Genomic DNA, 23,416 nt, shown 5'->3' on the forward strand with positions numbered 1-23,416 from the left:
CCCATCCTGGCTTCGTGCGTTTCGGCCAACCACCTGTGGAAACGCAAACGATCTCTCACCGGCGTTGGAGTAGACCTGTCGCATCACGTTCTAACGCCTTGATGGCTCCGGCCGCAGACCAAACGTCCCTCCGGAACGAAACCCAATTTCTCAATTGCACACGTTCGGGTCCCCTGCAGCTCCGCCACACAGCCAGTGCATTCCGGCAAAATGAGCGCCATTCACGGAAGCTGATGCGGCAAGCGCAAACTAGGGTTGGATATGGGAGTCCCGTCGCGACAGAGGGCTTTCGACATTTTCAGGAGCGACCCAAGATGTTTTCGAGACGTGATCTACTGGCCATGTCCGCGGCGGGCGCCGCCATCGTCGGCTCCAGCGCGCAGGCCGCAACCTTCGGCAATCCGGACGAGCCGCCGCAAGGCGCCGTCAACGCCAGGAGCCCAGGAAGCTCGAGCGATCCCGGTCCGCAGAATCCGGCGCTCGGCAGGCAATTTCCCTCTGCGCAAACCCCGCCGCCGACCGACGTCGGCGGACAGCCGATGGATTGGGCCTCGTTCAACAACGCGCCAAGGCGCATCCAGGATGGCGGCTGGGCCCGTCAGGTCACGGTCGAGGACTTCGCCATCTCCAAGGAGATCTCGGGCGTCAATATGCGGCTTGCCGCCGGCGGCATCCGCGAGCTGCATTGGCATCAGGCGGCCGAATGGGCGATCATGACCTACGGCTCCTGCCGCATCACCGCGCTCGACACCCAGGGACGCCCATATGTCGGCGACCTGAAGGCCGGCGACCTCTGGTATTTCCCGCCGGGCGCGCCGCATTCGCTGCAGGGTCTTGGCCCCGATGGCTGCGAGTTCGTGATCTGCTTCGACGATGGCCACGCCAATGAGTTCAACACGCTGCTTGTAACGGACTGGTTTGCCCATACGCCGCCCGAGGTGCTGGCGAAGAACTTCGGTGTGCCGGCCGACGCGTTCGCCAGGATCCCCCTGCACAACCGCTGGATCTTTCAAGGCACCATACCTGGCGATCTCGCCGTCGATCGCGCCGCAGCGACTGGGCATGCGGAGACACCGCCCTATCCATTCATCCATCCGCTCGGCAGTTCGCTTCCGGCCAGGGAAAGCCCCGCCGGCAGCATCCGCGTTGCCGACAGCAGCAATTTCAAGGTGTCCGTCACTATCGCCGCCGCGCTGGTGACGATGCCGCCGGGAGCATTGCGGGAAATGCACTGGCATCCGAACGCCGACGAGTGGCAGTACTACATCAAGGGCAAGGCGCGGATGACCGTGTTCGATACCGGTCCCAACGCCCTGACGACCGATTTTTCGGCCGGCGATATCGGTTATGTTCGGCGCAATCTCGGCCATTATGTCGAGAATGTCGGCGATACTGAACTTCAGTTCGTGGGCGTGTTTCGTGCCTCGCGCTATGAGGAGGTCTCGCTCTCCAACTGGCTCACGCACACGCCGCCCGGATTGGTCGCTCAGCACTTCAACATCGACGAGAAGCTGATCGCGCAATGGCCGGATAACGGCCCTGGCGTCATGCCGAGATCATGAACGGAAACATCCTTCGCAAGAAAGGCGCCGGAAACGGCACCTTTCTTTGCTTGTCGCAACTGGCCTTCGTGCCGCGCCTCACAAGAGCGCCGGGGTGGGGTTTTGCGCGGCGGGTCATCCCCCGGCCCGCTCGCGCTGCGGAAGCGGCGAGATCGCCGCAAACACGCCATCGCGGCGGATCAAGGCGTGGAACAGCGCCGCAGCCAGATGCAGCATCACGAGGGCAAAGAACGCGAGGCCCAGATAGACATGAGCGGCCCAGAGCAGCGTATGCCCACGATCGCTCTGCGGCAGCAGCGCCGGAATTACAATCCCGCCATACAGAACGACCGGATAGGCGGCGGTCCAGAGCATGCCGAGGCCCAGCAGCGGCATGGCGATCATGAGGACATAAAGCAGCACGTGCGACCATTTCGCGCCGAGCTTCATTGCCTGCGGGAGATCGGCCGGCAGCGGTGGCGCGCCGAAATGAAGCCGCAGCGCCAGCCTGATCAAAACGAGAAACAGCAGCGCGACGCCGAGCGTCTTGTGGATCAGGACGAGCGGCAGGTATTTTGGCGCGACAGTCGACACCATGCCGACTCCGATGAAGAGCATGGTCAGGATACAGATCGCCATCAGCCAGTGCAGCAAACGCTGGGCCGGGGGCGAAGCGAGGGCCAGCGTCGGTCATGGCGGGAGCGTTGGCTTGAACAATGGCTTTGGTCATGGCTTGTCGGCTCCGGTTCTCGGATAGTCTCCAGCTTCGGCGGAGTGCAGATCATAGGATTTGCGATAGACCGATGAGCGCGCCGCCGGGAAGGGATCGTCGGAGACATGGACTCCGCGTGGCAGCACAGTGGGATCGAAATTGATGTCGCGGCAGGGCCCATCCCGTTCAGCTTCAATTCGCCGCACGACCAGCGTTCCGACCTCCATCCTGCGCCGGTCCTCCGGCCAGGCCTTGCTCGGATCGGCGGTGGGATCGCCGGGACCGGCGACGGTGACGACCATGGTCCATCGTTGCGGAACAGACCGCACCCGCTCGGCAATGTCCTGCTCGAGAAAATCCGCGCCGCGCTTGTCGAGCTCCGCGGGCGCTATGGCAGTTGGCCGTGCCGTGGGCAGAAACGACCATCGCACCGTGTGCTCATCACCCTTCGCATCGGTGAAGACGAAGCTGTCGAGACTGTTGTAGGGCTCCTCCGCGTAGCTTGCGGTCCATGGGGCCGCCATGGCCCAGGACGCGAAGCCGGAAAACCCCGGATTGGCGCGAACGAACGCGTTCATCGCCTGCGGATCCTTCTTTCCGGCAGCGACGAGCAGGTCGTGAAACGCCTGAGGCGTTGAGACCGCAAAGACTGGTGGATTGATCATTGCCATCCGCCACTCCTCGCCGTCTGCCGCTGATATCTGCAGCCCTACGCCGCGGACGCGCACGGTCGCGTCCACCGCATTCGGATCGGCGGTGCCCAGATTGAAACGTCCGAGAACCGGATACTGGCCCTGCACCAACATGTGGGCGCGGGAGAGCGCCACACCATTTCCATTGGCTTCGAACGTGCCGGTGAAACAGATGCCCTTGGCATGATTGCGCCGGTGTCCGAGCGGCGGGCCACTCGGAGGCGTGAATGCTGCAATGATCCGATCCGGCGTGAGACGCCCAGGTGAGAGCCAGCCCGCCGTGTAGGCGAACGCAGCCATGCCCGAGCCGACGACGGCCACAATCAGGATCAACGATCCAGGGCACGAACTCTCCAGTCCAGCAGGCAATTTCATCAGGACTCCTTGTCGCGGTCGCGCCGAAGATGTCTGGCGATCGAACCCACAGCTCTCCGCGCGAATGACCAAGGCATCTCTAGCGCGATCGTGCCCGCACGATCTTCCCCGAGCGCGCCACGGATTTCGCGAAAGCACGCCGGGACACTGACGACAGCCTCAGCAGCCGCGGCAGATCGATCCTTCCAGCATCTTCTCAAGGCGAGCATCTTCCTCGACAAGGGCTCGGTCCGTACCGAGCAATGGCCCGCTCATCGCATGGCCGCCGCGCTCGGACGATGAAAACGCTGTGCCGAGCGAGTTGATCCCGGGCTGCCTCGCGGTCGTCCCAAATGTCCCGCCGCCCATCATAGACATGGAAGAACGGCCGGCGCGGGCGGAGGCTGCGCTCGCAAGCGCAAGACAGGTGACGATGCACAAAATGGAAATCGGCCTCATGGCTGCACTCCTGACGCGATAAGCCCCGAATTTAGAACTGGGTGCCGCGCGCGATTTGACCATGCACGATCGTGCGATCATCTCTGACATCAGTGACAGCATTACCTACGCGATGTGCAAGCTATTCGTTGTTAGCTCGCCATCATGTCTTGCACGCAGCGATCTTCCCGCACGCGTGATGCGCATTCACAAGATTTGCTGATCAGGCGACCTATATATGCCGGCATAGAAGAAGATTCTGGAAACGCCACAAGCCGGTCAGCGATCCTCGCAAAGCGTTTCTCCGCACGAGACGACAATGGAGAACCGCCATGAGCGTATTCAAGATCATGATCACAACGGCGCTGCTCTCAACAGCAACACTGTCCTCCGCGTCCGCAGCGTGGTCCTTCGCCGACCAGGAGCCTGCGGCCTTTGCCTCTATGTACCCCGATCGCGACGTGCTCAGTGGCGGCGCGTTGACCCCGGCCGGCCGCATGGGCCTCGAGCGTCCCGGCGGCGCGGCTCCGGTCTTTCGCTGGAGTCATGTGCACCATCACGACTGGCGCAGGTGGCAGGACGGAGCGAACTGACATGATGCGGCCTGACAGCTGCGTCTGGGCATCGTTGGTGGAGTACAGCGGCGCCATGCCGCTGTACTCACGGGCCGCTACACCGAAAGCCGCAGCATGCGCGCCGTGAAACCTCGCGAGATGCGCGCAAAGGCAACGCCAGCGCAGCACAGATCATGACCCGTGCCCACGCGTCGGCGCCAAGTGATCCCATCGCCTTGCACGTTTTGCCCATGAACTGATCAAGCAGTTGCTGGGCCAACACGCGTCTTGTTGATCAGCAGCCCGGTGGCATGACCGGTGCAACTCCCGGCGTCGCCGCTGCACCCGTCGCGTTGGCGGGTAGAACCGTTGCCATCGACGCCAGATTCATCGAGACGCCTTCCGCGCAGGTCGAGCTGTTGGGGCTCGGCGTAACCGCAGCATTTAAGTCGATGCCCGTGCCACCGGCGTCAGCGATGACCGGCGAGATCGTGCCGGGCGGAGGCCCCGTCGGCACGTCCGCGATCGAGAGCGGCAAGGATGCAGCGGTCGTCACCGTTTCGCCGGGCGTCGAGCTGCAGGCGGCGGGCGGCGCCGTGCCCACAGGTGCCGCCGCCGGAATGGTCCCGATCGAGCTGGGGGTGTGTCCCATCACGGGCGCGACCGTGGGCACGTTGCCGGTTGTCGCCAATCCCGTGCTCGTGACCGCCGGCGTCACCGGCACTGGCGCGGGAGAAGTCGATGGCGTTGCACAGACGATGGCCGTGCCAGGTGTCGTCGGATCCAGCGCAAGCGGGACAGGCGCCAGCGTCGTATCAGGCGCGCCTGGCACAGTCGCAGCCGAAAACGGCCCGGGGCTGTTGAGCGGTGACGTGACGATCGCACCCGGCACGGTCGGAAGACCCATCGCCGTGCTGCCTGTCGTCATGACCTGAGCCTGCCCCGGAGCGCAGCCGAGCAGCAGGGCAGCGAGCGCCGCACAGACGATCCGCATCATGTCTCTTCACCCAGGGCCGCATCGGGCTTGCGAATGGCAACCTTGCTGCCCTCGACCAGATTGACGGGCGGATTCAGCACCACCTGATCGCCCGGCTTGACGCCGTCGCGGACCTCGATCGAGGTGCCGAAGTCGCGCGCGATCGAGACCTTCTGCAAATGAACGATGCCGTCGCGCACCACGGCGACATGGAGGTCGTTCTGATTGAAGATCAGTGCGTCGGCCGAAACCGACATCGACGGGGTCTTGCGCGGGATCGACAGATCGACCGTGCAATAGATCCCGGGGCTCAGCGTGTTGTCCGGATTGGGGACGTCGATTTCGGTCAGCAGCGTCCGGCTTCCCGGCTGCAGGGCTGTCGCGATTCGCGTGACCTTTCCCGGAAAGGTGCGGTTCGGAATCTCGGGTACGCGAATGTCGGCATCGACACCCGGCGCGACGCCGAAAGCCTCGTCCTGCGGAATGAAGACCTGGGTTCGAATGACGTTCGCATGCATCAGCGTGAACATGAAGGTCGACCCGGCCTGGACGAGGCTGCCATTGTCGACATTGCGTTGCGTGATCACGCCGTCGAATGGCGCCACCACGCGCTGGTAGGCCTTCTCCTGCTCGAGCACGCGGATCTGCGCCCCCTGCGCCGTGATGTTCGATTGCGCAACATTCACGGCCGCCTGCTGTGCGCGCAAAGAAAGACGGTCGTTGTCGCCCTGCTGGGCCGTCAGCCAGCCCTGCTTGACCAGATTGCTGTCGCGCGAATTGGTGACGTCGGCGAGCTCCCGACTCGCCTGCGCCTGCTGCAGCGCGGCCTCGTTCTGCGCCAGGGTCGCCTGCGCCTGCGCGATCTGCTGGTCGAGCTCGGGCGCGGTGATCTCGGCAAGGAGATCGCCCTTCTTCACGTGATCGCCGATATCGACATGGCGTTTTTCGATATAGCCGCTGGCTCGCGCGAAGATGTTCGCGGCCTCGAACGCCGTCGTGGTCGCCGGCAGCGTGACCTTCATGACGTCGCCACTGGCGCGGACCGTCGCCACCCGCACCTCGGGAATGGCGGTTCTGGCCTGCTCCGCCGAGTCAGCCAGATCGCGCGCGGCCTGATAATGCCGCCAGCCGCCGAGGCTGAGGCCGCCGGCAACGAGCAGGACCATGGCGCCGCCGAACCAGACGCCGCCGTGTCTGCGGCGCGGCCGCCTCTCGTTGGCTTGCGGCTCAACGAGGCGGCTGTCCGCATCGGGCCGTTCGTTCAAGCCGTCGCCATCGATCCTTACGCGAACGTCGCTCATGCCGGTTGCTCCTCGAACACGCCGTGCTGCGGCTTGCCGTCATTGCCTTTGCGCAGCGCGGCGAACAGATAAGGCACGATCAGCAACGTGGTCGGCGTTGCGAACAGCAGCCCGCCGATGACGGCGCGGGCGAGCGCCGCGTTCTGCTCCTCGCCCGGGCCTCCGATCGCCATCGGGATCATGCCCACGATCATCGCGGCAGCCGTCATCAGCACCGGGCGGATTCGGGTGCGGCCCGCATTGAGCGCAGCCTCGAACGCGGACTGCCCCTTCAACTGCGCTTCACGGGCGAAGGTCACGAGCAGGATGGAATTCGCCGATGCGACGCCCACCGCCATGATCGCCCCCATCAGCGACGGCACGTTCAGCGTCGTCCCGGTGATGAACAGCATCGTCACGATGCCGCAGAGGGTCGCCGGCAAGGCCATCATGACGACGAAGGGGTCGCCGAAGTTCTGATAGTTCACCACCATCAGCATGTAGACCAGGATGGCGGCAAACAGCAGCCCGATCCCGAGATCGCGAAACGATTGATGCATGCTCTGGATTTGTCCGAGGACGTCGATCGAATTTCCCGGTTTCAGCTGCTTTTTCAGCGTCGAGGTCAGCTTGTCGATATCGGCCGCGACGCTGCCGAGATCGCGCCCCTGCACGCTGGCATAGACGTCGAACACCGGCTGGACATTGGCCTGGTTCAGATTGGTCGGTACGGTGCCCCGCTTGAAGGTCGCGACGTTGCTGAGCAGGCCGGGCACCGTCTGTCCGCTCGCAGCAAGCGAAGCCGACACCGGCGTATTCGCCAGCGCGTTGAGTGAGTTGGCGCGGTACTCCGGCGTCTGCACGGCCAGATAGTAGGGGATGCCCGACGTCGGATCGGTCCAGAAGTTCGGCGAGACCTGGGCTGACGAGGAGAGGCTGACATTGATGTTGGTCGCCACCGTGCTGGCATTGAGCCCCAGTTGCGCGGCGCGGGTGCGGTCGATGTCGGCATAGAAGGCGGGTGCATCGACCTCCTGCTGCAGATGCGCATCGACGATTCCGGGAATTTGCGCCAGGCTCCTTTGCAGCTGCTTCGCCACCGCCAGATTGTTGTCGCCATAGCCGACAGTCCGGATGTCGATCTGCGCCGGCAGGCCGAAATTCAGGATCTGGGTGACGATATCGGCCGCCTGGAAATAGAAGACATCCTCGGGGAATGCCGCCGGCAGCACCTGGCGCAGCTTCTTGATGTAGTCCGCCGTCGGCCTGTGGCCGTCCTTGAGCGACACCAGGATCGTGCCGTCGTTCACCCCGATCGTGGACCCGTCGGTGAACGCGAGATTGTAGGATCGCGCCGGCAGTCCGATATTGTCGACGATCAGCTCGCGATCGCGATCCGGGATGACCTCGCGAATCTTGTCCTCGACCGCCTGAAAGATCGCCTCGGTGCGCTCGATACGGGTCCCGGCGGGCGCACGAACATGCAGCTGAATATCGCCGCCGTCGATCAGAGGATAGAAGTCCCTGCCCACAAAGAGGAACATCACACCGCCGAGAACCAGCACGAGCGCGGCAACGACCGGCACGATGTAGCGCCGCCGCAGCAGGATGGTCAGGAGCGCCGAATAGCTCTCACGCAGGCGCTCGAAGCCGCGCTCGAACGCGGCCGACGCGCGTGAGAACAGGCCGGACCGATGCCCGCCCTCGCCGTGGCGCCGCTCGCCCTTCAGCAACAGGCCGATCGTGATCGGCGTGAGAGTTCGCGACAGCGCGTAGGATGCCAGCATGGCGAACACGACCGCCAGGCCGAGCGGCGTGAACAGGTATTTTGCCGGCCCTTCGAGGAAGACGACGGAGGTAAAGACGCAGCTGATCGCAAGCGTCGACACCAGTGTCGGCACGGCGATTTCAGCGGCGCCGTGCAGCGTCGCTTCCGACAGCGGCATCCCCTCTTCGGTCCAGAGCCGGTGCGTGTTCTCGATCGTCACCGTGGAATCGTCGACCAGAATGCCCACCGCGAGCGCCAAACCGCCGAGCGTCATCGTGTTGAGGGTCTCGCCCAGGAAATACAGGACGGTGAGCGAGGACAGCATCGCGAGCGGGATGGAGATCAGGACAACCAGCGTCGACCGCCACGATCCTAGAAAGACCAGGATCATCAACGCCGTGAGACCCGCCGCGATCGCGCCTTCCCGCAGCACGCCGTCGACCGAATGGGTCACGAACACCGACTGGTCGAACAGTTCACGGATCTTCATCCCGGCAGGCGCCGCCGCCCGGATCGATTTCAGCGCATGCTTGACGCCATTGACCACGGCAAGTGTCGAGGCGTTGCCGTTCTTGATCACGCTGAGCAGCACCGAGCGATGCCCGTCCTCGCGCACGATGTTCTGCTGGACCTGCGACCCGTCGCGGACCTGGGCGACATCCTTCAGCTGGACGGTCGCGCCATTCGCAAACTTCACCGGGATCAGGTTCAGGTCCTTGATCGATGCAGGCGTCGCGTTGGTCCGGATCGTGTATTGGGTGTCGCCGATCTTCGCCGTGCCGGTCGGCAGCGTCAGGTTCTGGGTGTTGACGGCATTGACGATGTCGAGCGGCGTCAACCCGCGCGACAGCAGCTTGGCCGGATCGATATCGACCATGATCTGACGATATTTGCCGCCGGCGGGCGTGGGCAGCGTCACCCCGGGAACGGGAGCCAGCTGCTGGCGGATCCGGTAGATGCCGAAATCATATAATTGCTGCTCGTTCAGCTTGTCGGATTCGAGGCTGAGCTGCAGCACCGGAACGCTCGAAGCGTTGAACTGCACGATGACGGGCGGCTGAATCCCGGGCGGCATCAGGGCGCGGATGGCATTCGTTCCCGCGACGATCTGCGAGATCGCGAGATCGAGATTGACGTCGGGCTGGAAGTAGATCTTCTGAACCGACAGGCCGTTGAGCGTCTGCGCCTCGATGTTCTTGATGCCGTTGACATTGGCGCTGATCGAATACTGGCTGTACGTGCTGACGCGCTGCTCCATCTCCGGCGTCGAAAGACCGGTATAGCTCCAGATCACCGTCACGACTGGGATGCGAATCTCGGGAAAGATATCCGTCGGCATCGCCCAGATCGCGAGGCCGCCAAGAAACATGATCAACGCCGCAAGGATATAGAACGTGTGCGGAAAGCGAAGCGCGAAGCGGACAATTCCCATGATGTCGACTGCCTGGAGCGGGTTGCGCGAAATCTCTGTTCAGATGGCAGCGCTGCGCGACCGTTCAAATGAAAACGCGTTCAGCATCGCTGACGTTGCCGTCGTTCATGTCGAAGTGACCGCTCGTGCGCCGTGTTCAACACGTCGTCGCGCAGAGCAGGCGGCGCCAGAGACGGCGGCTGCGTGGCTCGGATGGCGGCGCGCCGGACCTTCGCAAAGGCACAGATCTCGATCTGCCGGACGCGTTCGCTCGAAATCGAAAGCTCGCGCGCAAGCTCATCGAGCGTCCGGGGGCGCTCGGACAACCGCCTCGCCTCGAACACACAGCGCTCGCGCGCTGTGAGGACCTTGAGCGCGGTGCGCAGGATGCCGGTCCGCTGCTCCGTCTGATCCTGGTCGGCAAGCACGGTCTCGGCGTCGCTCGCGCCGTCCACGAGCAGAGCCTCCCACTCGGTCCCTTCCTCGTCACCGCCGACACGCGCATTCAGCGACAGGTCGCCACGCAGACGGCCGTCCATTTCGATCACGTCGCGGGTGGAGACGTCGAGCTTGACGGCAATCGCCTCGGCGACATCGGGCGTGAGCCCCGCGCTCGCGCCGTCGACGGTCTTTCGCATCTCGCCCCGAAGCCGGAAAAACAGTTTCCTCTGCGCCGCAGTCGTTCCGATCCTGACCAGCGACCAGGAGCGCAAGATGTATTCGTGAACGGCGGCCTTGATCCACCATGTCGCGTAGGTGGAGAACCGGGAGTTGCGATCGGGCTCGAACCGCGAGGCCGCGATCACGAGCCCGAGATTGGCCTCGGCCAGGACATCGGCGAACGGCAGGCCGTATCCCCTGTAGCTCCTTGCGACCTTGGCCGCCAGCCGCAGATGACTGGTGACAAGCGTGTTGGCGGCGTCGCCGTCCCGGGTCTCCTGCCAGCGACGCGCCAGCTGCTGCTCCTGGTCGCGCTCGAGCAGACCGTAACGGCGGATGACGGAGGAATACGAATGCTCGGCACTGACCGCAGCTCGCCTGCCCGGCACGGCGATATCGATCCTGCTCAAACCCACGTGGCGCGTTGACATCTCCTGCTCCCATATTCAAACCGGCGAACGGAGCTCAAGACGCCTCCGGCTTCGGCTCCGATATTTGCTCCTGAAAAGCGCGATTCCGCTTCCAGGGTTCTCGACGCAATTTCCGCTTCGCACGCAAGACGAGCGGAGCTTGCGGTCACACTGGCGCGAGGCTGGCGTCAGGCGCGCGGTCGTATCCGGCCGACACCGCTTCGCCAAGCTCCCTCCGGTCGGCGAAGATCTCCACCCGCCCGCCCGGCCCGGGATGAATGGTCAGGCGAAATCCATGCAGCTTGACGATGGCTGCGACGAGGCTCAGCCCCAATCCCATACCGGGCGTGTGACGCATCTTGTCGGATCGATAGAACCGCCGCAGTACCGCTTCGCGCTCGCCCTCACCGATACCGGGGCCGGTATCGGTCACGCGCGCATGCACGCCGTCGTCGTCCGTCACCAGCTCCAGCATCACCCGCCCACCGCGCGGCGTGAACTTGACGGCGTTGTCGACGAGATTGGCAACCGCCTCGAACAGCAGGTCTCGGTCGCCCAGCAGTTCGGCCGTGCGATCGATGACGACCCGAATCTTGATGTCCTTGTCCTCGGCAATCGGCTCATAGACGTCACAGACCCGCCGCAGAATCTCGTCGAGCGCGACCGCGCCGAAACCGGCGGTGCGTCGGCTGCCCTCGATCTCGGCGAGGCGCAGCAGCGCCGTGATGATCGTGAGCGCCTGGTCGATGCCAGCGATGGCCTTGTCCACCACATCCTGAATATCCTTCAGCGTTGTTGCGTGCGTACGGCCCCGCTCCAGTGCCAGGCGGACCCGCGTCAGTGGCGTCCGGAGGTCGTGGGCGATGTCGTTGCCGACGCCGGCCAGCGCGTTGACCGTCGTTTCGATCTCATCGAGCATGCCGTTGACGATCCCAGCCAGCCGCGCGAACGGATCGTCCGCCTGGGTCTGCGGCAGACGCTCGCGGAGATCGCCGGCCACGATACGTTGCACATGCCGGTTCACCTGCTCCACACGACGCTGGGCGCGGATGCTGAGCCAAGCCCCGGACAGCAGGCACAAGCAGAAGGCCGGCAAGAGACCGAGCAGCAACGCGTGGCCGACAACATGGGATATCTCGCTCACCTCGTCGACATTCCTGCCCATCACCAGGATATGACCGCTGCCGAGCCGCCTGCCCGCTGCCTTCACGACGGCATCGTCTTGAGCCTCTGAAGGCACGACCCGGGTGAGCCGCACGCTCTGCACCGCCCCGCCGAGATCGAGCTGCGGCGGCAGCCGCGCGATGTTGCCGGCCATCCGAACGCCCGCGGCATCGAACAGCCCGGCATATTGCACGCCCCTGGAATCCTGCTGCAGATGATCGGAGATCGCGTCATTGAGGCGGCCGGCCGGCAGCTCCGCCATGAAGTTGAGCTGGGTTGCGATCATGCGGTCAGACCGCCTGATCAGATAGTCATCGATCTCCCGGTAGATGAAGGTGAACATCCCGGCGACGAACAGCGCCAACATGGCGGCCACGCCTGCGGCCCAGAGGAACGTGTTCGAACGGATGAACTGAATGTGACGCATCGATCGGCCCGAACCTTGTCAGCAGATACGAAGGATGAACCCGGCGCCGCGCACGTTATGGATGAGCTGCGCTTCGCCGGGACCGTCGACCTTGTGGCGGAGGCGGCCCATATGGACGTCGATCAGGTTGGTGGTGGCTGGAACGAATTTGTAGTCCCAGACCTCTTCGAGCAGCATCGCGCGCGTCAGCAGCTGATCGCTTCGGCGCATCATGTATTCGAGCAGGCGGAATTCGCGCGGCAGCAGATCGATCTCACGCTCGCCACGCCGCACGGTGCGCTCGATCAGATCGAGCTCCAGCGGCCCGGCATGCAGCGTCGTTTCGCGGTTGTCGATGGGACGGCGTAGCAGCGCCTCCACCCGGGCGACGAGCTCGACCAGCGCGAATGGCTTGGTGAGATAGTCGTCTCCCCCCATGCGCAATCCGCGCACCCTGTCATCGACCGCGCCGAGCGCGCTCAGTACCAGCACCGGTGTTCTGACCTGCTCGTTCCGCAAGGCCTCGATGACGGTAAGCCCGTCCATTCCCGGCAGCATGCGATCGACGATCATGGCGTCCGGCGCGGATTCGCGCGCGCGGTCGAGACCGCCGATGCCGTCCGCCGCCCACCGCACCTCGAACCCGGATTCGGTCAGTTCGGACATGATCGCGGCAGCGGTTTCGCTGTCATCCTCGATCAGGAGAATTCGTCTCATGGTGCTGGTCCCGCATGCTGGGAGACGTTGAGACCGGTTGCGAGCGCCATGATGCGAAGCTCCGCCGGTCCTTAGCGCAGATAGTCCCGACAGCGGATCAGGCACAACTGAATTACATGTCAGGCTATTCCGATCGATCGCAGACAGCGGCGGTGCGCATAGGCTCCGATCGATCATCGTCGTCATCATGTCTCGCCTCCCTGCCGCAGGGCGGCACTACAAATATGTCCCGCACCACTCAACCGTTACGCGCCGGCCTCGCGAACGTTACGGATTTGCACGATCGTGCTTTCGGAAAAGGCCGGGATCACGCGCCGTTGAAGGCCGGTGAGCGTTTCGTGCATTTGGTTCGCGGCCGATCGTCCGCACGTCATGCGCAGGACGGCCTGGATCGCTTGCCGGGACCGCCTGCTAATCCACGAGGAGAATCCCGATGACCACTCTCACGCTGCTGTCGACCGGACTGATCGCCGTCACCATGCTTGGAGCCCCCGCCATGGCGCACACTCATCATCCGATCAAACATCGATCCGTCATGAGGACCGCACCGGTCGGACCGGAGACGCTCGTCTATCAGGGCGGCCATGCCTGCATTCCGGCGCCGCGCGTCGGTGCGTTCGCCACCGCGCCATGGACCGGCAACAACGTCCCCTGCGAGCCCGGCACCGGCAGCTTCTGACCCGGGCGACGTCACGACCGGGCGAGCGCCCCGCCAGGCCGTGGCCGTTCGGCGGCACAGGCGGCCGGCCATGTTGGCGGCCGCCTGTGCGCGTCTGGCGAACAGCGCCAGTGGCGGGGCAGCGGAGGCCCGCCGCATCTGATCTCGGGATCATTGTCTCAAGACCGCATTGCATCTGCCACGGAAGGACGCTCGCATGAAGAAGATGACAATCGCATATCTGATCATGGCCGCCGCGGCTTTCGACGAACCTGCCTTCGCACAGGCCGGCAAGGACGGTGTACGTGACTTCTTCCTGCAATTCGTGGCGGCCCAGAATGCGCACGACGTGACCAAGGTGAAATCGATGCTGTGGACCTCGCCCAATGTTCTGTTTCTCTCTCGAGGTCTGGAAATCAGAGGCGTGGAGGCGGTGGCGGCTCGTTTCAGCGATTACTATCGAGGGACGTGGGCTGTCGCGCCCGACATGTCGGAATTCCATGCCGCGCTGATCTCGGATCGCGTTGCGCAGATTCTGGTCCCAATCGTGTTCACGCGAGGTCTGCCAGGGGCAGAGCCGCAGAGCAGCAAGTTCCTGATCAGCCAGACCCTTGTTCGGGATTCGGATGGCTGGAAGCTCGCGTCGATCATGCCGATTGCCGACACGCAGTTCAAGAAATGAGGACGGCCGGAGCAACGGCGCGGCAAACGACGACCGCTTGCACAGCGTCGTTCGTCATCTTGTCGGAGGCCTGATCAACCGGCTGCGTCCGGCTTCCAAGTGGCGCCTTGTCCTTCTCCGACGTCCGAACGTCGAACAGCCCGGTACCGGCCGGGCGACAGGCGGTGGTGTCGAAGGAACAGCTTTGAAAACGCCGCCGTTGTTTCGTATCCGACCCGGCTTGCGATCCGAGCGATCGGCTCCTCGCTGCTTTCCAGCAGGAACGCCGCTTCGGCCATTCGGCGCTCGATGACATAGCGATGCATGGATTGGCCGACGAGCTTGGTAAAGCGCGCCGAAAACACCGAGCGGCCAAGTCCAACCCTCTGACAGAGATCGCTCAGCGTCCAGGGCCGCTCGGGATTTTCATGAATCAGCTTGAGCGCCGGTCCGATATGTGGGTCGGATATCGCCCCGAGCCAGCCGCCTTGTCCGGGACCGAGGGACGCGATCCAGGTTCGGAGGACCTCGACGAACAGGACTTCCGTCAGTCGTGAAAGTGCGGCGCGCTGGCCGGGACGCTCGGTTGCCGCCTCGCCGACCATGCGCTGCAGGATGGCCTCTCGCCAGCCACCATCCGCCATCGGCTTCAGCAGAAGCACGGGTGGAAGCAGCTCCAGCACGTTACCAAACAGCGGCCGTGCCACGGTGAAATTTCCGCAGATCATGGTCGAGAGCGGCTTCGCACGGCTGCCGTGTCGAAGGACTCCGAGGTGCGGCGACGATCGATCGATGTCCACGATCCGCAGCGGCTTGGCCTGCCGATCGGAATAGAACACATGCGGCTGTCCGCGTGTGAGGACGACAAGATCTCCCGCCGTCATCTGGATTTCCTGCGCCTGTCCGAGGGCGAGTGTCGCTGAGCCCTGGCTCAGATAGTGAAACAGCGCATAGGGGCGCACCGGCAACTCGAGATGCCAGGGATGACCGAGCTCGAAGTGAAACAGCAGCGTTCCGCCGAGACGAACGCGATCGAGCACTGGCGTGAGCATATCCATGCCGCCAAGGTTAGTGCGGTGGACGATCGGACACAACAACTGGACGGTTGACATCTTTGGACCGAAGGCGCCGCGCACTAGGTCATCCCGCAGCGGGGCCGATGATGCGCGCCGCGGTCTTCTCGCCGACGACGGGATGGAACAGCCGCGACCTCATTGGAAACGATCCACTTCATCGGACGCCGCCCGTCCGAGCTGTCCATAGGGAAACATTCAATGCGACATATTTTCCTCTCAGCCGTCACCGCGCTGCTGGCCGGGTCCACATTGGCGGGCCCTGCCCTTTCCGCCGAACCGCCGAAGGGAGCAGCCCACAACATCGTGCTGGTGCACGGCGCTTTTGTGGACCAGACAAGCTGGCAGCCCGTTGCCGATATTCTCACGAAGAAGGGCTACCACGTCACGCTCGTCGAAAACCCGCTCACCTCCCTTGCCGCCGATGCCGATGCCACCAGGCAGGCGCTCGCCAAGCAGGACGGCAGGACCGTGCTGGTCGGGCACTCCTGGGGCGGTGTGGTGATCACGCAGGCCGGCGACGATCCCAAGGTTTCGGCACTGGTCTATGTGTCCGCCTTCGCGCCTGACGTCGGTGAATCCCTGGCGTCACTGGCAAAGGCCGGCCCGCCGACCGAGGGCGCCAGCGCGATCCATCCCGACGCGAAGGGCAATCTGTACATCGATCCGAAGGTGTTTCCCTCGGCGGTCGCGCCGGAGCTTCCTCCGACGATCGCGGAGCACCTGGCCAACTCACAGCTTCCGTTGAACCATGTTGCATTCGAGGCGCCGGTCACCGTTGCGGCCTGGCACGACAAGCCGACGTTCTACGTGATCACGACGAGAGACAAGGTGCTGGCGCCCGAGGCCCAGAAGTCGTTCGCGACCAGGATCAAGGCTCGGACCACTGATGTCGCCGGCAGCCATGCCTCCCTCGTCGTCCACGCCAAGCAGGTTGCCGAGGTGATCGAAAAGGCAGCGCTCGCCAAGTAGGGGGATCGCTCCCGGCACATGAGCCGGGAGCGCGCCTCAGTTGGTCCTTGACCCTGATTCGGGCCATGGCGCCTTGTTTCAGCACCACGAGACCTTCGTCGTCCATGCCCGGGCTTTCCTGGATTTGCCGCCCGATGCGCATGAAATCGGTGCGACACGAACTGACATATTTGCGGAGGACGCATGACAATCACCAAAGTAGAGGTCGAGCGTTTCAGCATCACGAGTTCGAAACCCTTCAACAACGTCGTGGCTGCGCTCAAGTCTGCGGTCGGGCAGCCGGACATGCTCGAATTCTTCGAGGAGACCCGGGCGACAACGTCCTTCCCGGATCTGGAACGCGTTGTAAAGCGCAGTCTCGGCAGAACCGACCTCATGCTGTTCGCCGAGTTCGATCTCGGCGAAATTCTGCGCCGCGAGACCGGATCCAAGGCGCCCCAGATCGTGCGCTTGGTGGTCGGCAATCCCCTGATCATGAAGGAGATGGTCAAGCACGTACCCGACGCAGGATCCTACGCGCCGGTTACACTGCTCATCGATGAGCGTCCCGATGGCGTCCACATCTCCTACGACAAGATGGCGAGCTACTTGCGTCGCTATGGCAACACGGAGGCTCTCGCAGTTGCACGAAAGCTCGATGAGAAGGTCACGACCTTGCTCCGTGAATGTGCGGGCTGACCTTCCCGGACGTGCTTGGCGTCGCTGAAGTGAGTCTGCACGAACGCAGCCATCGCTTCGCGAGCGCGCAAATGGACTGACCGGACGCGACGTCGACAAGAAACGCCCCGGCCTTCGACCGCATCGGCCGGTCGTCGATCAGCATCGATCGATCTCATCCCCCGCCAAAGTTGGAGGGATCAAGATTTCGGTTCTCGCTTGGCGGGATGGGCGGGTAACCAGGAAATTTGTACCAGCCCGGCGGGACGCCGGGATCGGAGCCGAAGGACAAGGGGCGCCGTGCATTGGCAGGATGAACCACGGCATGCCGCCACTCTTGATCGCGATGTGCCGCGGCGGATGCACTCTCCGGAAGACATAGCGCGACCAGGAGCCCAAGCATCCAAACAGAACACGCTGCAATCGAAGACATGACCCGCACTCCATCGCCTCTCTGCATGATCTCGATCTAAGGTGGCCGGCGCCTCGTCCCAATCATGTTTTATTTGCGCGCTTCACTTCCGCGTCATCTCCGCCTGAAACGGGTTTTCCGGTGTCGACAACGAGCTGGGCGGAGCCTTCCCTGGACCAACAGCCATCACCTCGGCGGCGACCTTGGCACGACCGTGCAGAGATTGAAGGATACGATCTGGGCCGGCGTGCTCCTCGGCAGCGCCGCTCGCGCGATGGCTCCACTACCGATGCGTCCGAATACGTCCTACTTCCTCTCCGACCCGGCAGCCGATGGTGTCTGCTCGGCACTCCTCCGCGGTCTGAGAATTGACGTCAGGGCGTCGCCTGCAGCGGCAGGGTGACGCGAAATTTCGCTCCATTGCGGAACGACATGTCCGGCTCGATCGAGCCGCCGTGCGAGGTCACGATGGAGCGGCAGAGCGTCAGACCGATGCCCATACCTCCCGGCTTCGTCGTCTCAAATGCTCTGAACAGCTTGTCGAGATGTTCAGGCGGAATTCCCGGGCCAGTGTCTTCGACGTCGATACGAAGGCAGTCGCCGTGACGCGCAGTCGAAACGGTCACGCGCCGAGGCCAACATTGGCCATCGGCAATCGCCTGGGCACTGTTTCTGATCAGATTGTGCATGACCTGCTGCAATTGCACTTCGTCGCCTGACACAATCGGTCGCCCCTTCTCGAGATCGAGCACCAACTCGACCTGCCGGACTTGCAAATCGTGTCTGAGAAAGATTGCGGTATCGGCAATCGCGGCGTTGATGTCGACGCTGGTCCACTGAGCCGCCTCATTGATCGCCATTCTGTGAATGCGCTGTATGATGGCGCTCGCGCGGCCCGACGCTTTCTCGATGCTGTCCAGGTCTTTGAGTACCTGATCGATGGCAGGTGGCGTCGCGCCGAGCCATCGTGCCGAAGCGCCGCTATGCGTCGTGATCGCCGCCAGGGGTTGCCTGAGTTCATGGGCAATCGATGCCGTCAATTCGCTGAGCATCGAAATGCGGGTCGCATGCGCGAATTCGTCCTGCAACTCGCGAAGCTGCGCTTCCGCATTCAGGCGGTCCGTAATGTCGAGCATGCCGACCAGACAATCGCCATCCGCATCGTCGGCCGGTGGAAATGCCATCGACATCAGGACGTTGACGACCCGCCCGTCGATGCCGCAGACCTGCGTCTCCTCGACGTAATTTGGGAAGCCGCGAAATCTGGCGTCAATCACCCGCCGCAGCGTGTCGGGGCGGGCCGTCCAATAGGTGCGAATGGGACGAATGAAATCGACGCTCGACCTGCCGCCGAAGAGTTGCACCGTCAGGTCGTTGACCTCCGCGATGGTGATGCAATCCATCGCAAAGTCGAGGAGCTCTGGATGGCGATGGAAGTGAGCCACAAGATCGCTCACGCCGGCTTCGCGGGCCTCGCCCAGGATCGCCTTTATGCCCCGCGAATCGACGCGCCACAGCGCAATCGGCATTCGCTGAAACAGCCGGCGATATCGCTCCTCGCTCTTGATCAGCTCTTCAACAGCCGCGTCGGGAAGCGGCCCTTCACAGCCCAGCAGAAGCAGGCGGTCATCGGCTTCCCGCATTCGTGCGGCCGCAAGGCGAAGCCCGACGGGACTACCCGACTTCGTCAAGAGACATACCGATACCGGCGTCACCACCGACAACTCGTCACGTCCTTTCTGCAGAAGCTCGGCCACCGCGGGACGCGATGACGTCGCAACGAAGCGAACCAGGCTAGCGCCGGCCAGTTCATCGGCTGACGAAGCCCGCATCAACCGCAGAGCCTCGCCATTCAAATCAATCAGACGAGTGTTGACCAGAAGTTCCTCGATCGAGAGGTGCTCAGCTCTCGGCAGGAACTGGCTCGGAAGCTCCACGCACCACCGGCCGACGAACTGATCGGCGAGTACCGGGTCAAGCCAATTTCGGCTCCCGGCAACCGAGTTCTCCGACGCAACCAGAAGACGACCGCGCACTTGCGCAACTGCGTCCATTGTTAAGCCCGCCTTTGACGAAATTCGAAGTCTTCTCTCGACGCCCGTCGCGCGTTACGACACCGCCTTCTCAGCCCGTAAGCGCTCATTTGTGCACGTGTCGGAAAGAGAAACCGCACTGGCATTCCGCCATTCGGATCACAGGAAACATGTTCAAGTTCTGACCGTAATCGTCAGACCGCAAACGTAGCTCCGATGCACCCGTCCATGATAAAAGCCCCGAGCGCGGCATCAATGCCGCCAGATGACTCGATTCTCACGAATTGGTGAGGGCCGAAAGCGAGCGGCGTTTCGTGATGACGGACCTTTGCGCAGATCAAGCTGGGCGAATGTGCCGCGGCGCCGCCCTATAGGTGAGGGCTTCAGATCTACGCTTCCTTTCCATGACACTGACCATTCGCATCACCAGCGTGAACTGCGCGCAAGGGCAGCGACACCATGATCGATGCGCCGGTGTGATCGCGCACGGCGACCTCTCGACCAGATCTCTCCGATGGCAGCGTCGACGCTGAAATCGGCGCGGTTGGGGATGCCGGATGGACCGTCCGAGGCCGGACACGCCATCACGACCAAAGCGATCGAGCTGGACGACAGCTTTGACAAGCATCAGGCGGGGCCATCCGTGGAAGTTCAGCCCGACGCCATGCGACTTATATTGCCGCCCCCACATGCCTTCGCTTGGCACCTCGGTCAAACATGCTGCCCTGCGGCCTCAAGAATGAGGCGGGAGATCTTTTCGGGATGGGAGATCAGCGAAAGGTGGCTTGACTGCACTTCGAGCGTCTTGGCGCCCATCCGTTTGGCCATGAAGCGCTGCAGGTCCGGATTGATCGTCCGATCCTCCGTGGAGACGGCATACCAACTTGGCTTGGAACGCCAGGCGGCCTGCGTGGTCTTGCCCGCGAGGAGCATTCTATGGAACGGCTCCTGGACAGCATAGAGCACCTTTGCCTTCGCTTCCGGCAGGTCGCCTGCGAAATCCCGCAGGAACGCCGCCTCGCTGAGGCGTCCTTCATCGCCGTCAAAGACGACGCCGGCGGACGCCGGTGGGGTCGGATAGGTCTTCGCCAATTCGGCATAGTCCTCATCTGCATCAGGCGCACGAGCGGCCACATAGACCAGAGCGGATACGTTGGGGTGCACACCTGCTTCCGTGACGATCATCCCCGCAAAGGAATGGCCGACCAGAACCGTCGGACCATCCTGGCGCGCGAGCACGCGCTGAGCCGAGGCGACGGCGTCAGGCAGGGTGGTCAGAGGGTTTTGTACGGCGGTGGCGTCCAGGCCGGCCGCCTGCAGATGCGCAATCACTTCAGACCAGCATGATCCGTCCGCGAACAACCCATGCACGAGGACGACATTGCGCGCCTTCACCGGAGCACTGGTCGCGGCCATGCCGCGGGTGGAAATGAGAGAAGCGGCGGCGCCGGCTACGAGGGTGGCAGAGAACGTCCGTCGGTTCATATTCATGATTGGTTTCCCTGTTGATCGATCGGTATCGATTGATGGACTTCAGACGCTATTGTCCCGCTGAGGGCAACCCCGACGCGTTTCAGGCTCATACGAACTAAGAGGGAAGCCGCTCACAGCGATGATCGCACTTCCAAAGTGCATCATCACGTTCAGCTGCCCGTTATTTGCCGGCGAACGTCAGCCGCATATGCTTTAACGGTGAATGCGTTAGGCAACTGGTCGATCAGAACTATATCGGAGATCGCGCTATGCACACGCAACGGACGGATTTTTTGATAGGCCGCCGAGCTGTACCAGTTCTCAGCCTGTTCTCGACTGGGAAACTCCATCAGCACGACAGCTCCGGGCCAAGCACCTTCAGTGACCGTCACCGGACCCATTGCCAACCACTTGCCGTCGTAGGGAGCTACGGTCGCCTCGACCTGATCCAGATAGTCGACGGCCGAAAGGTTCGGTACATCGCCGGGGATACGAAGGTGGTTTATGAGGTATGTTTTCATGATCCTGCCTTGCCATTGTTCAGTCCACGATGCATCCGGCCTGCTGGCCTAACTCGTTGCGCCTGTCGCAGGGGCTTGCAAATACCCAAGCCAAGCACGATTCTCATCCGCACTCATGGCCGATGCGCTGCGGCTTGAGATCCTCACTCGGACATTCCGCCAGCACACGCTTCGCGCACAAGGCGCGCTTGACGCGGCCATGCTCCTCGCCCATTTTTATCCGGCCAAGCATGATTGGCTTGCCCCGCACGCCATGAGATCAGAGTAATTCGGCGATCGGTGCGATCCATTCTACGTGTGGGTGCGCTGATAGCTTTTCGGGTTGCCCCCGTCATACCGAGGTATGATACATGGCATGTTCGTCAGATGAGCACACCGGCGCTGCACGTCCCTGCGGCCTCGCCGCTCACTGACGTCGCCGACTACGAAGGATCCCTCGATCGGCAAACGCATTTGGCGGCTCAATCCGGAATCCGAATGGATCGTCACCGAGCTGCCAGCGCTGCGCATCGTCGATGACGAGCTGTGGCAGGCGGTGAAGGCGAGGCAGACGGAGATTGCAGAAAAACACGTCATCGTGACCCGGCAGTCCGCGAGCACCATACGAACAAGCGGACGAACAGCGCACGGCGTCCGAAGTCGCAGTTCTCCGGGCTCGTCTTCTGCGGCTGTTGCGACGGTCAGTACACGTTACGGATCGCCGACCGCTTGTCTGCTCGGCCCATGTCAGCAACGGCTCATGCTCGAACGGAGGCATCCTGGCGCGGAGCGAGCTAGAACGGCGCGTCCCGGACGGACGGGCTCGGGTCCTGGCGGCCGATGTCGTTGCCGAAGCCATGCGCGCCTATGCTGAGGAGACGAACCGGCTGAACCGCGAGCGGCGGTCCAGCTGCGAGGATGGCGTGCCGAACTAGGCCGTGTACTCATAAACCGGCGGCGGCGTCCGCTTCGCTCCGATATCGACCTCCTTTGCGCAACCGCAGCAAATGTCGCGATGGGCCAACAGCGGAAGTCCGGATTCGCGCGCGGGGGCGAGGCCTACCTATCAATGGGCGAGAATGTGCGCACGACCTCATACATGCCCGGCTCAAATTTCGCGATCGTGAGCGCCTCTTCGAGAAAGGGTAGCGGTCCAGGATCCTGGCGCATGGCCTCATAGTCTTCCGCGCTGCGCCACTGCGCATACATGGTCACCTTAGTGCCGTCGAGGCTCCTATGAAGGGTCGAGGAAACAAAGCCAGGTGCCCGGCTGACGAATTCATCGGTCGCGCGCGCAAGCAAATCGAGAAGCCGGTCCTGGTTGGCTGGATCTACCGTGAAGACATTTATTAGGCTGATCATGCCGGTTCGGTCCTTTCTTTTGTTGCCTGATGCCTTGCCTATCACGAAGGGGGGAGTTCCAATAGGACCGTCACCATTTCAGCCTCGCGCCGGATCGCCCCCCCGAGGTCGTTGCTGGACGCAAATGACGCGCCCCTGAGAGAACCCTATCAAACCAAAGGTAGGCCGCACCGGGTCAAGGCCATTGATGCCCGTTGCGGGTCATTTTCGGCGCATTTGGCAGAGATTGAGGACTGGTTGATGTCGGCTCCTATCCGTAAGTGCCCTACGAAGAGAGCGGGCCAGGATCGTTGCGTTTGGCCGGACTGCCGTGATTCAAACTCCCGAACTGGGAGCTCAAATCATGCGCTACGAACTTGCCGACCATGAATGGACCGCCATCAAGCCGATGCTGCCGGACAAGCCACGTGGCGTTCCTCGGGTGAACGACAGACGGGTCCTTAATGGCATCTTTAGGGTCCTCCGATCAGGAGCACCTTGGCGTGATCTGCCGACGGCGTTTGGCCCATACACCACTTGCTACAAAGAGATA

Annotated in this window: 20 protein-coding genes and 1 pseudogene; 8 read left to right on the plus strand and 13 right to left on the minus strand. The window is 63.0% G+C overall.

Annotated elements, in window-relative coordinates:
* The first annotated feature begins 314 nt into the window (after positions 1 to 314).
* Positions 315 to 1,562 carry an oxalate decarboxylase family bicupin gene (locus QXZ94_RS13350; RefSeq protein WP_315720792.1) on the plus strand — a complete coding sequence of 416 codons (1,248 nt, stop codon included), beginning with the start codon at positions 315 to 317 and terminating at the stop codon, positions 1,560 to 1,562.
* 114 nt (positions 1,563 to 1,676) lie between these two features.
* Here the strand turns inward: QXZ94_RS13350 and QXZ94_RS13355 are convergent, their stop codons facing one another.
* From QXZ94_RS13355 to QXZ94_RS13365, 3 genes are all read right to left on the minus strand, one after another.
* On the minus strand, positions 1,677 to 2,180 hold the full coding sequence (locus tag QXZ94_RS13355; RefSeq protein WP_409998745.1) for a cytochrome b: 504 nt from the start codon (positions 2,178 to 2,180) through the stop codon (positions 1,677 to 1,679).
* 87 nt (positions 2,181 to 2,267) lie between these two features.
* Complete coding sequence (locus QXZ94_RS13360; RefSeq protein ID WP_315726239.1) at positions 2,268 to 3,320, minus strand: catalase family peroxidase; 1,053 nt, start codon at positions 3,318 to 3,320, stop codon at positions 2,268 to 2,270.
* Positions 3,321 to 3,479: 159 nt separating this feature from the next.
* The gene (locus tag QXZ94_RS13365) at positions 3,480 to 3,758 is read right to left on the minus strand and encodes a hypothetical protein (RefSeq protein ID WP_315720793.1); all 279 of its coding nucleotides are present in this window, start codon (positions 3,756 to 3,758) and stop codon (positions 3,480 to 3,482) included.
* Between the two features lie 311 nt (positions 3,759 to 4,069).
* Here QXZ94_RS13365 and QXZ94_RS13370 point away from each other — a divergent pair, with 311 nt between their 5' ends.
* Positions 4,070 to 4,330 (plus strand): hypothetical protein, encoded by a 261-nt coding sequence (locus tag QXZ94_RS13370; protein WP_315720794.1) that lies wholly within the window; start codon positions 4,070 to 4,072, stop codon positions 4,328 to 4,330.
* A gap of 272 nt (positions 4,331 to 4,602) precedes the next feature.
* Complete coding sequence (locus QXZ94_RS13375) at positions 4,603 to 5,226, plus strand: hypothetical protein (RefSeq protein ID WP_315720795.1); 624 nt, start codon at positions 4,603 to 4,605, stop codon at positions 5,224 to 5,226.
* Positions 5,227 to 5,284: 58 nt separating this feature from the next.
* Here the strand turns inward: QXZ94_RS13375 and QXZ94_RS13380 are convergent, their stop codons facing one another.
* The 5 genes from QXZ94_RS13380 to QXZ94_RS13400 form a co-directional block, all read right to left on the minus strand.
* Complete coding sequence (locus QXZ94_RS13380) at positions 5,285 to 6,568, minus strand: efflux RND transporter periplasmic adaptor subunit (RefSeq protein WP_315720796.1); 1,284 nt, start codon at positions 6,566 to 6,568, stop codon at positions 5,285 to 5,287.
* Complete coding sequence (locus tag QXZ94_RS13385) at positions 6,565 to 9,747, minus strand: efflux RND transporter permease subunit (protein ID WP_315720797.1); 3,183 nt, start codon at positions 9,745 to 9,747, stop codon at positions 6,565 to 6,567. The genes QXZ94_RS13380 and QXZ94_RS13385 overlap by 4 nt, the downstream gene beginning before the upstream one ends.
* Positions 9,748 to 9,827: 80 nt before the next feature.
* Entirely contained in the window at positions 9,828 to 10,817 is a 990-nt protein-coding gene (gene rpoH, locus QXZ94_RS13390) for an RNA polymerase sigma factor RpoH (protein ID WP_315720798.1), read from the minus strand.
* A 145-nt stretch (positions 10,818 to 10,962) separates the two neighbouring features.
* Positions 10,963 to 12,387, minus strand: coding sequence for an ATP-binding protein (locus tag QXZ94_RS13395; RefSeq protein ID WP_315720799.1), 1,425 nt, complete (start codon positions 12,385 to 12,387; stop codon positions 10,963 to 10,965).
* Positions 12,388 to 12,405: 18 nt separating this feature from the next.
* Entirely contained in the window at positions 12,406 to 13,083 is a 678-nt protein-coding gene (locus QXZ94_RS13400) for a response regulator transcription factor (protein ID WP_315726241.1), read from the minus strand.
* 433 nt (positions 13,084 to 13,516) lie between these two features.
* Here QXZ94_RS13400 and QXZ94_RS13405 point away from each other — a divergent pair, with 433 nt between their 5' ends.
* Positions 13,517 to 13,762 (plus strand): hypothetical protein, encoded by a 246-nt coding sequence (locus QXZ94_RS13405; RefSeq protein WP_315720800.1) that lies wholly within the window; start codon positions 13,517 to 13,519, stop codon positions 13,760 to 13,762.
* A gap of 196 nt (positions 13,763 to 13,958) precedes the next feature.
* Positions 13,959 to 14,423 carry a DUF4440 domain-containing protein gene (locus tag QXZ94_RS13410; RefSeq protein ID WP_315720801.1) on the plus strand — a complete coding sequence of 155 codons (465 nt, stop codon included), beginning with the start codon at positions 13,959 to 13,961 and terminating at the stop codon, positions 14,421 to 14,423.
* 74 nt (positions 14,424 to 14,497) lie between these two features.
* Here the strand turns inward: QXZ94_RS13410 and QXZ94_RS13415 are convergent, their stop codons facing one another.
* Positions 14,498 to 15,460, minus strand: a complete 963-nt coding sequence (locus QXZ94_RS13415; protein ID WP_315726243.1) for an AraC family transcriptional regulator — start codon at positions 15,458 to 15,460, stop codon at positions 14,498 to 14,500.
* A gap of 216 nt (positions 15,461 to 15,676) precedes the next feature.
* Here QXZ94_RS13415 and QXZ94_RS13420 point away from each other — a divergent pair, with 216 nt between their 5' ends.
* Together QXZ94_RS13420 and QXZ94_RS13425 are read left to right on the plus strand one after the other, a co-directional pair.
* Positions 15,677 to 16,447: an alpha/beta hydrolase gene (locus QXZ94_RS13420; protein WP_315726245.1), complete on the plus strand. Its 771-nt coding sequence runs from the start codon at positions 15,677 to 15,679 to the stop codon at positions 16,445 to 16,447.
* A 183-nt stretch (positions 16,448 to 16,630) separates the two neighbouring features.
* On the plus strand, positions 16,631 to 17,125 hold the full coding sequence (locus QXZ94_RS13425) for a DUF302 domain-containing protein (RefSeq protein ID WP_315720802.1): 495 nt from the start codon (positions 16,631 to 16,633) through the stop codon (positions 17,123 to 17,125).
* Between the two features lie 765 nt (positions 17,126 to 17,890).
* Here the strand turns inward: QXZ94_RS13425 and QXZ94_RS13430 are convergent.
* The 4 genes from QXZ94_RS13430 to QXZ94_RS13450 form a co-directional block, all read right to left on the minus strand.
* Positions 17,891 to 19,570: an ATP-binding protein gene (locus QXZ94_RS13430; protein ID WP_315720803.1), complete on the minus strand. Its 1,680-nt coding sequence runs from the start codon at positions 19,568 to 19,570 to the stop codon at positions 17,891 to 17,893.
* Positions 19,571 to 20,260: 690 nt separating this feature from the next.
* Positions 20,261 to 21,040, minus strand: coding sequence for an alpha/beta hydrolase (locus tag QXZ94_RS13435; protein ID WP_315720804.1), 780 nt, complete (start codon positions 21,038 to 21,040; stop codon positions 20,261 to 20,263).
* A gap of 152 nt (positions 21,041 to 21,192) precedes the next feature.
* Entirely contained in the window at positions 21,193 to 21,543 is a 351-nt protein-coding gene (locus QXZ94_RS13440; RefSeq protein ID WP_315720805.1) for a DUF1330 domain-containing protein, read from the minus strand.
* 1,038 nt (positions 21,544 to 22,581) lie between these two features.
* The gene (locus QXZ94_RS13450; protein WP_142252419.1) at positions 22,582 to 22,884 is read right to left on the minus strand and encodes an antibiotic biosynthesis monooxygenase family protein; all 303 of its coding nucleotides are present in this window, start codon (positions 22,882 to 22,884) and stop codon (positions 22,582 to 22,584) included.
* A gap of 343 nt (positions 22,885 to 23,227) precedes the next feature.
* On the opposite strand from QXZ94_RS13450, the pseudogene QXZ94_RS13455 reads away from it, so the two are divergent.
* A pseudogene (locus QXZ94_RS13455) lies at positions 23,228 to 23,407 on the plus strand (transposase); the annotation flags it as partial.
* Positions 23,408 to 23,416 lie beyond the last annotated feature (9 nt).

This window comes from Bradyrhizobium sp. SZCCHNS2022, assembly GCF_032377575.1.
Taxonomy (GTDB): Bacteria; Pseudomonadota; Alphaproteobacteria; order Rhizobiales; family Xanthobacteraceae; genus Bradyrhizobium; species Bradyrhizobium aeschynomenes.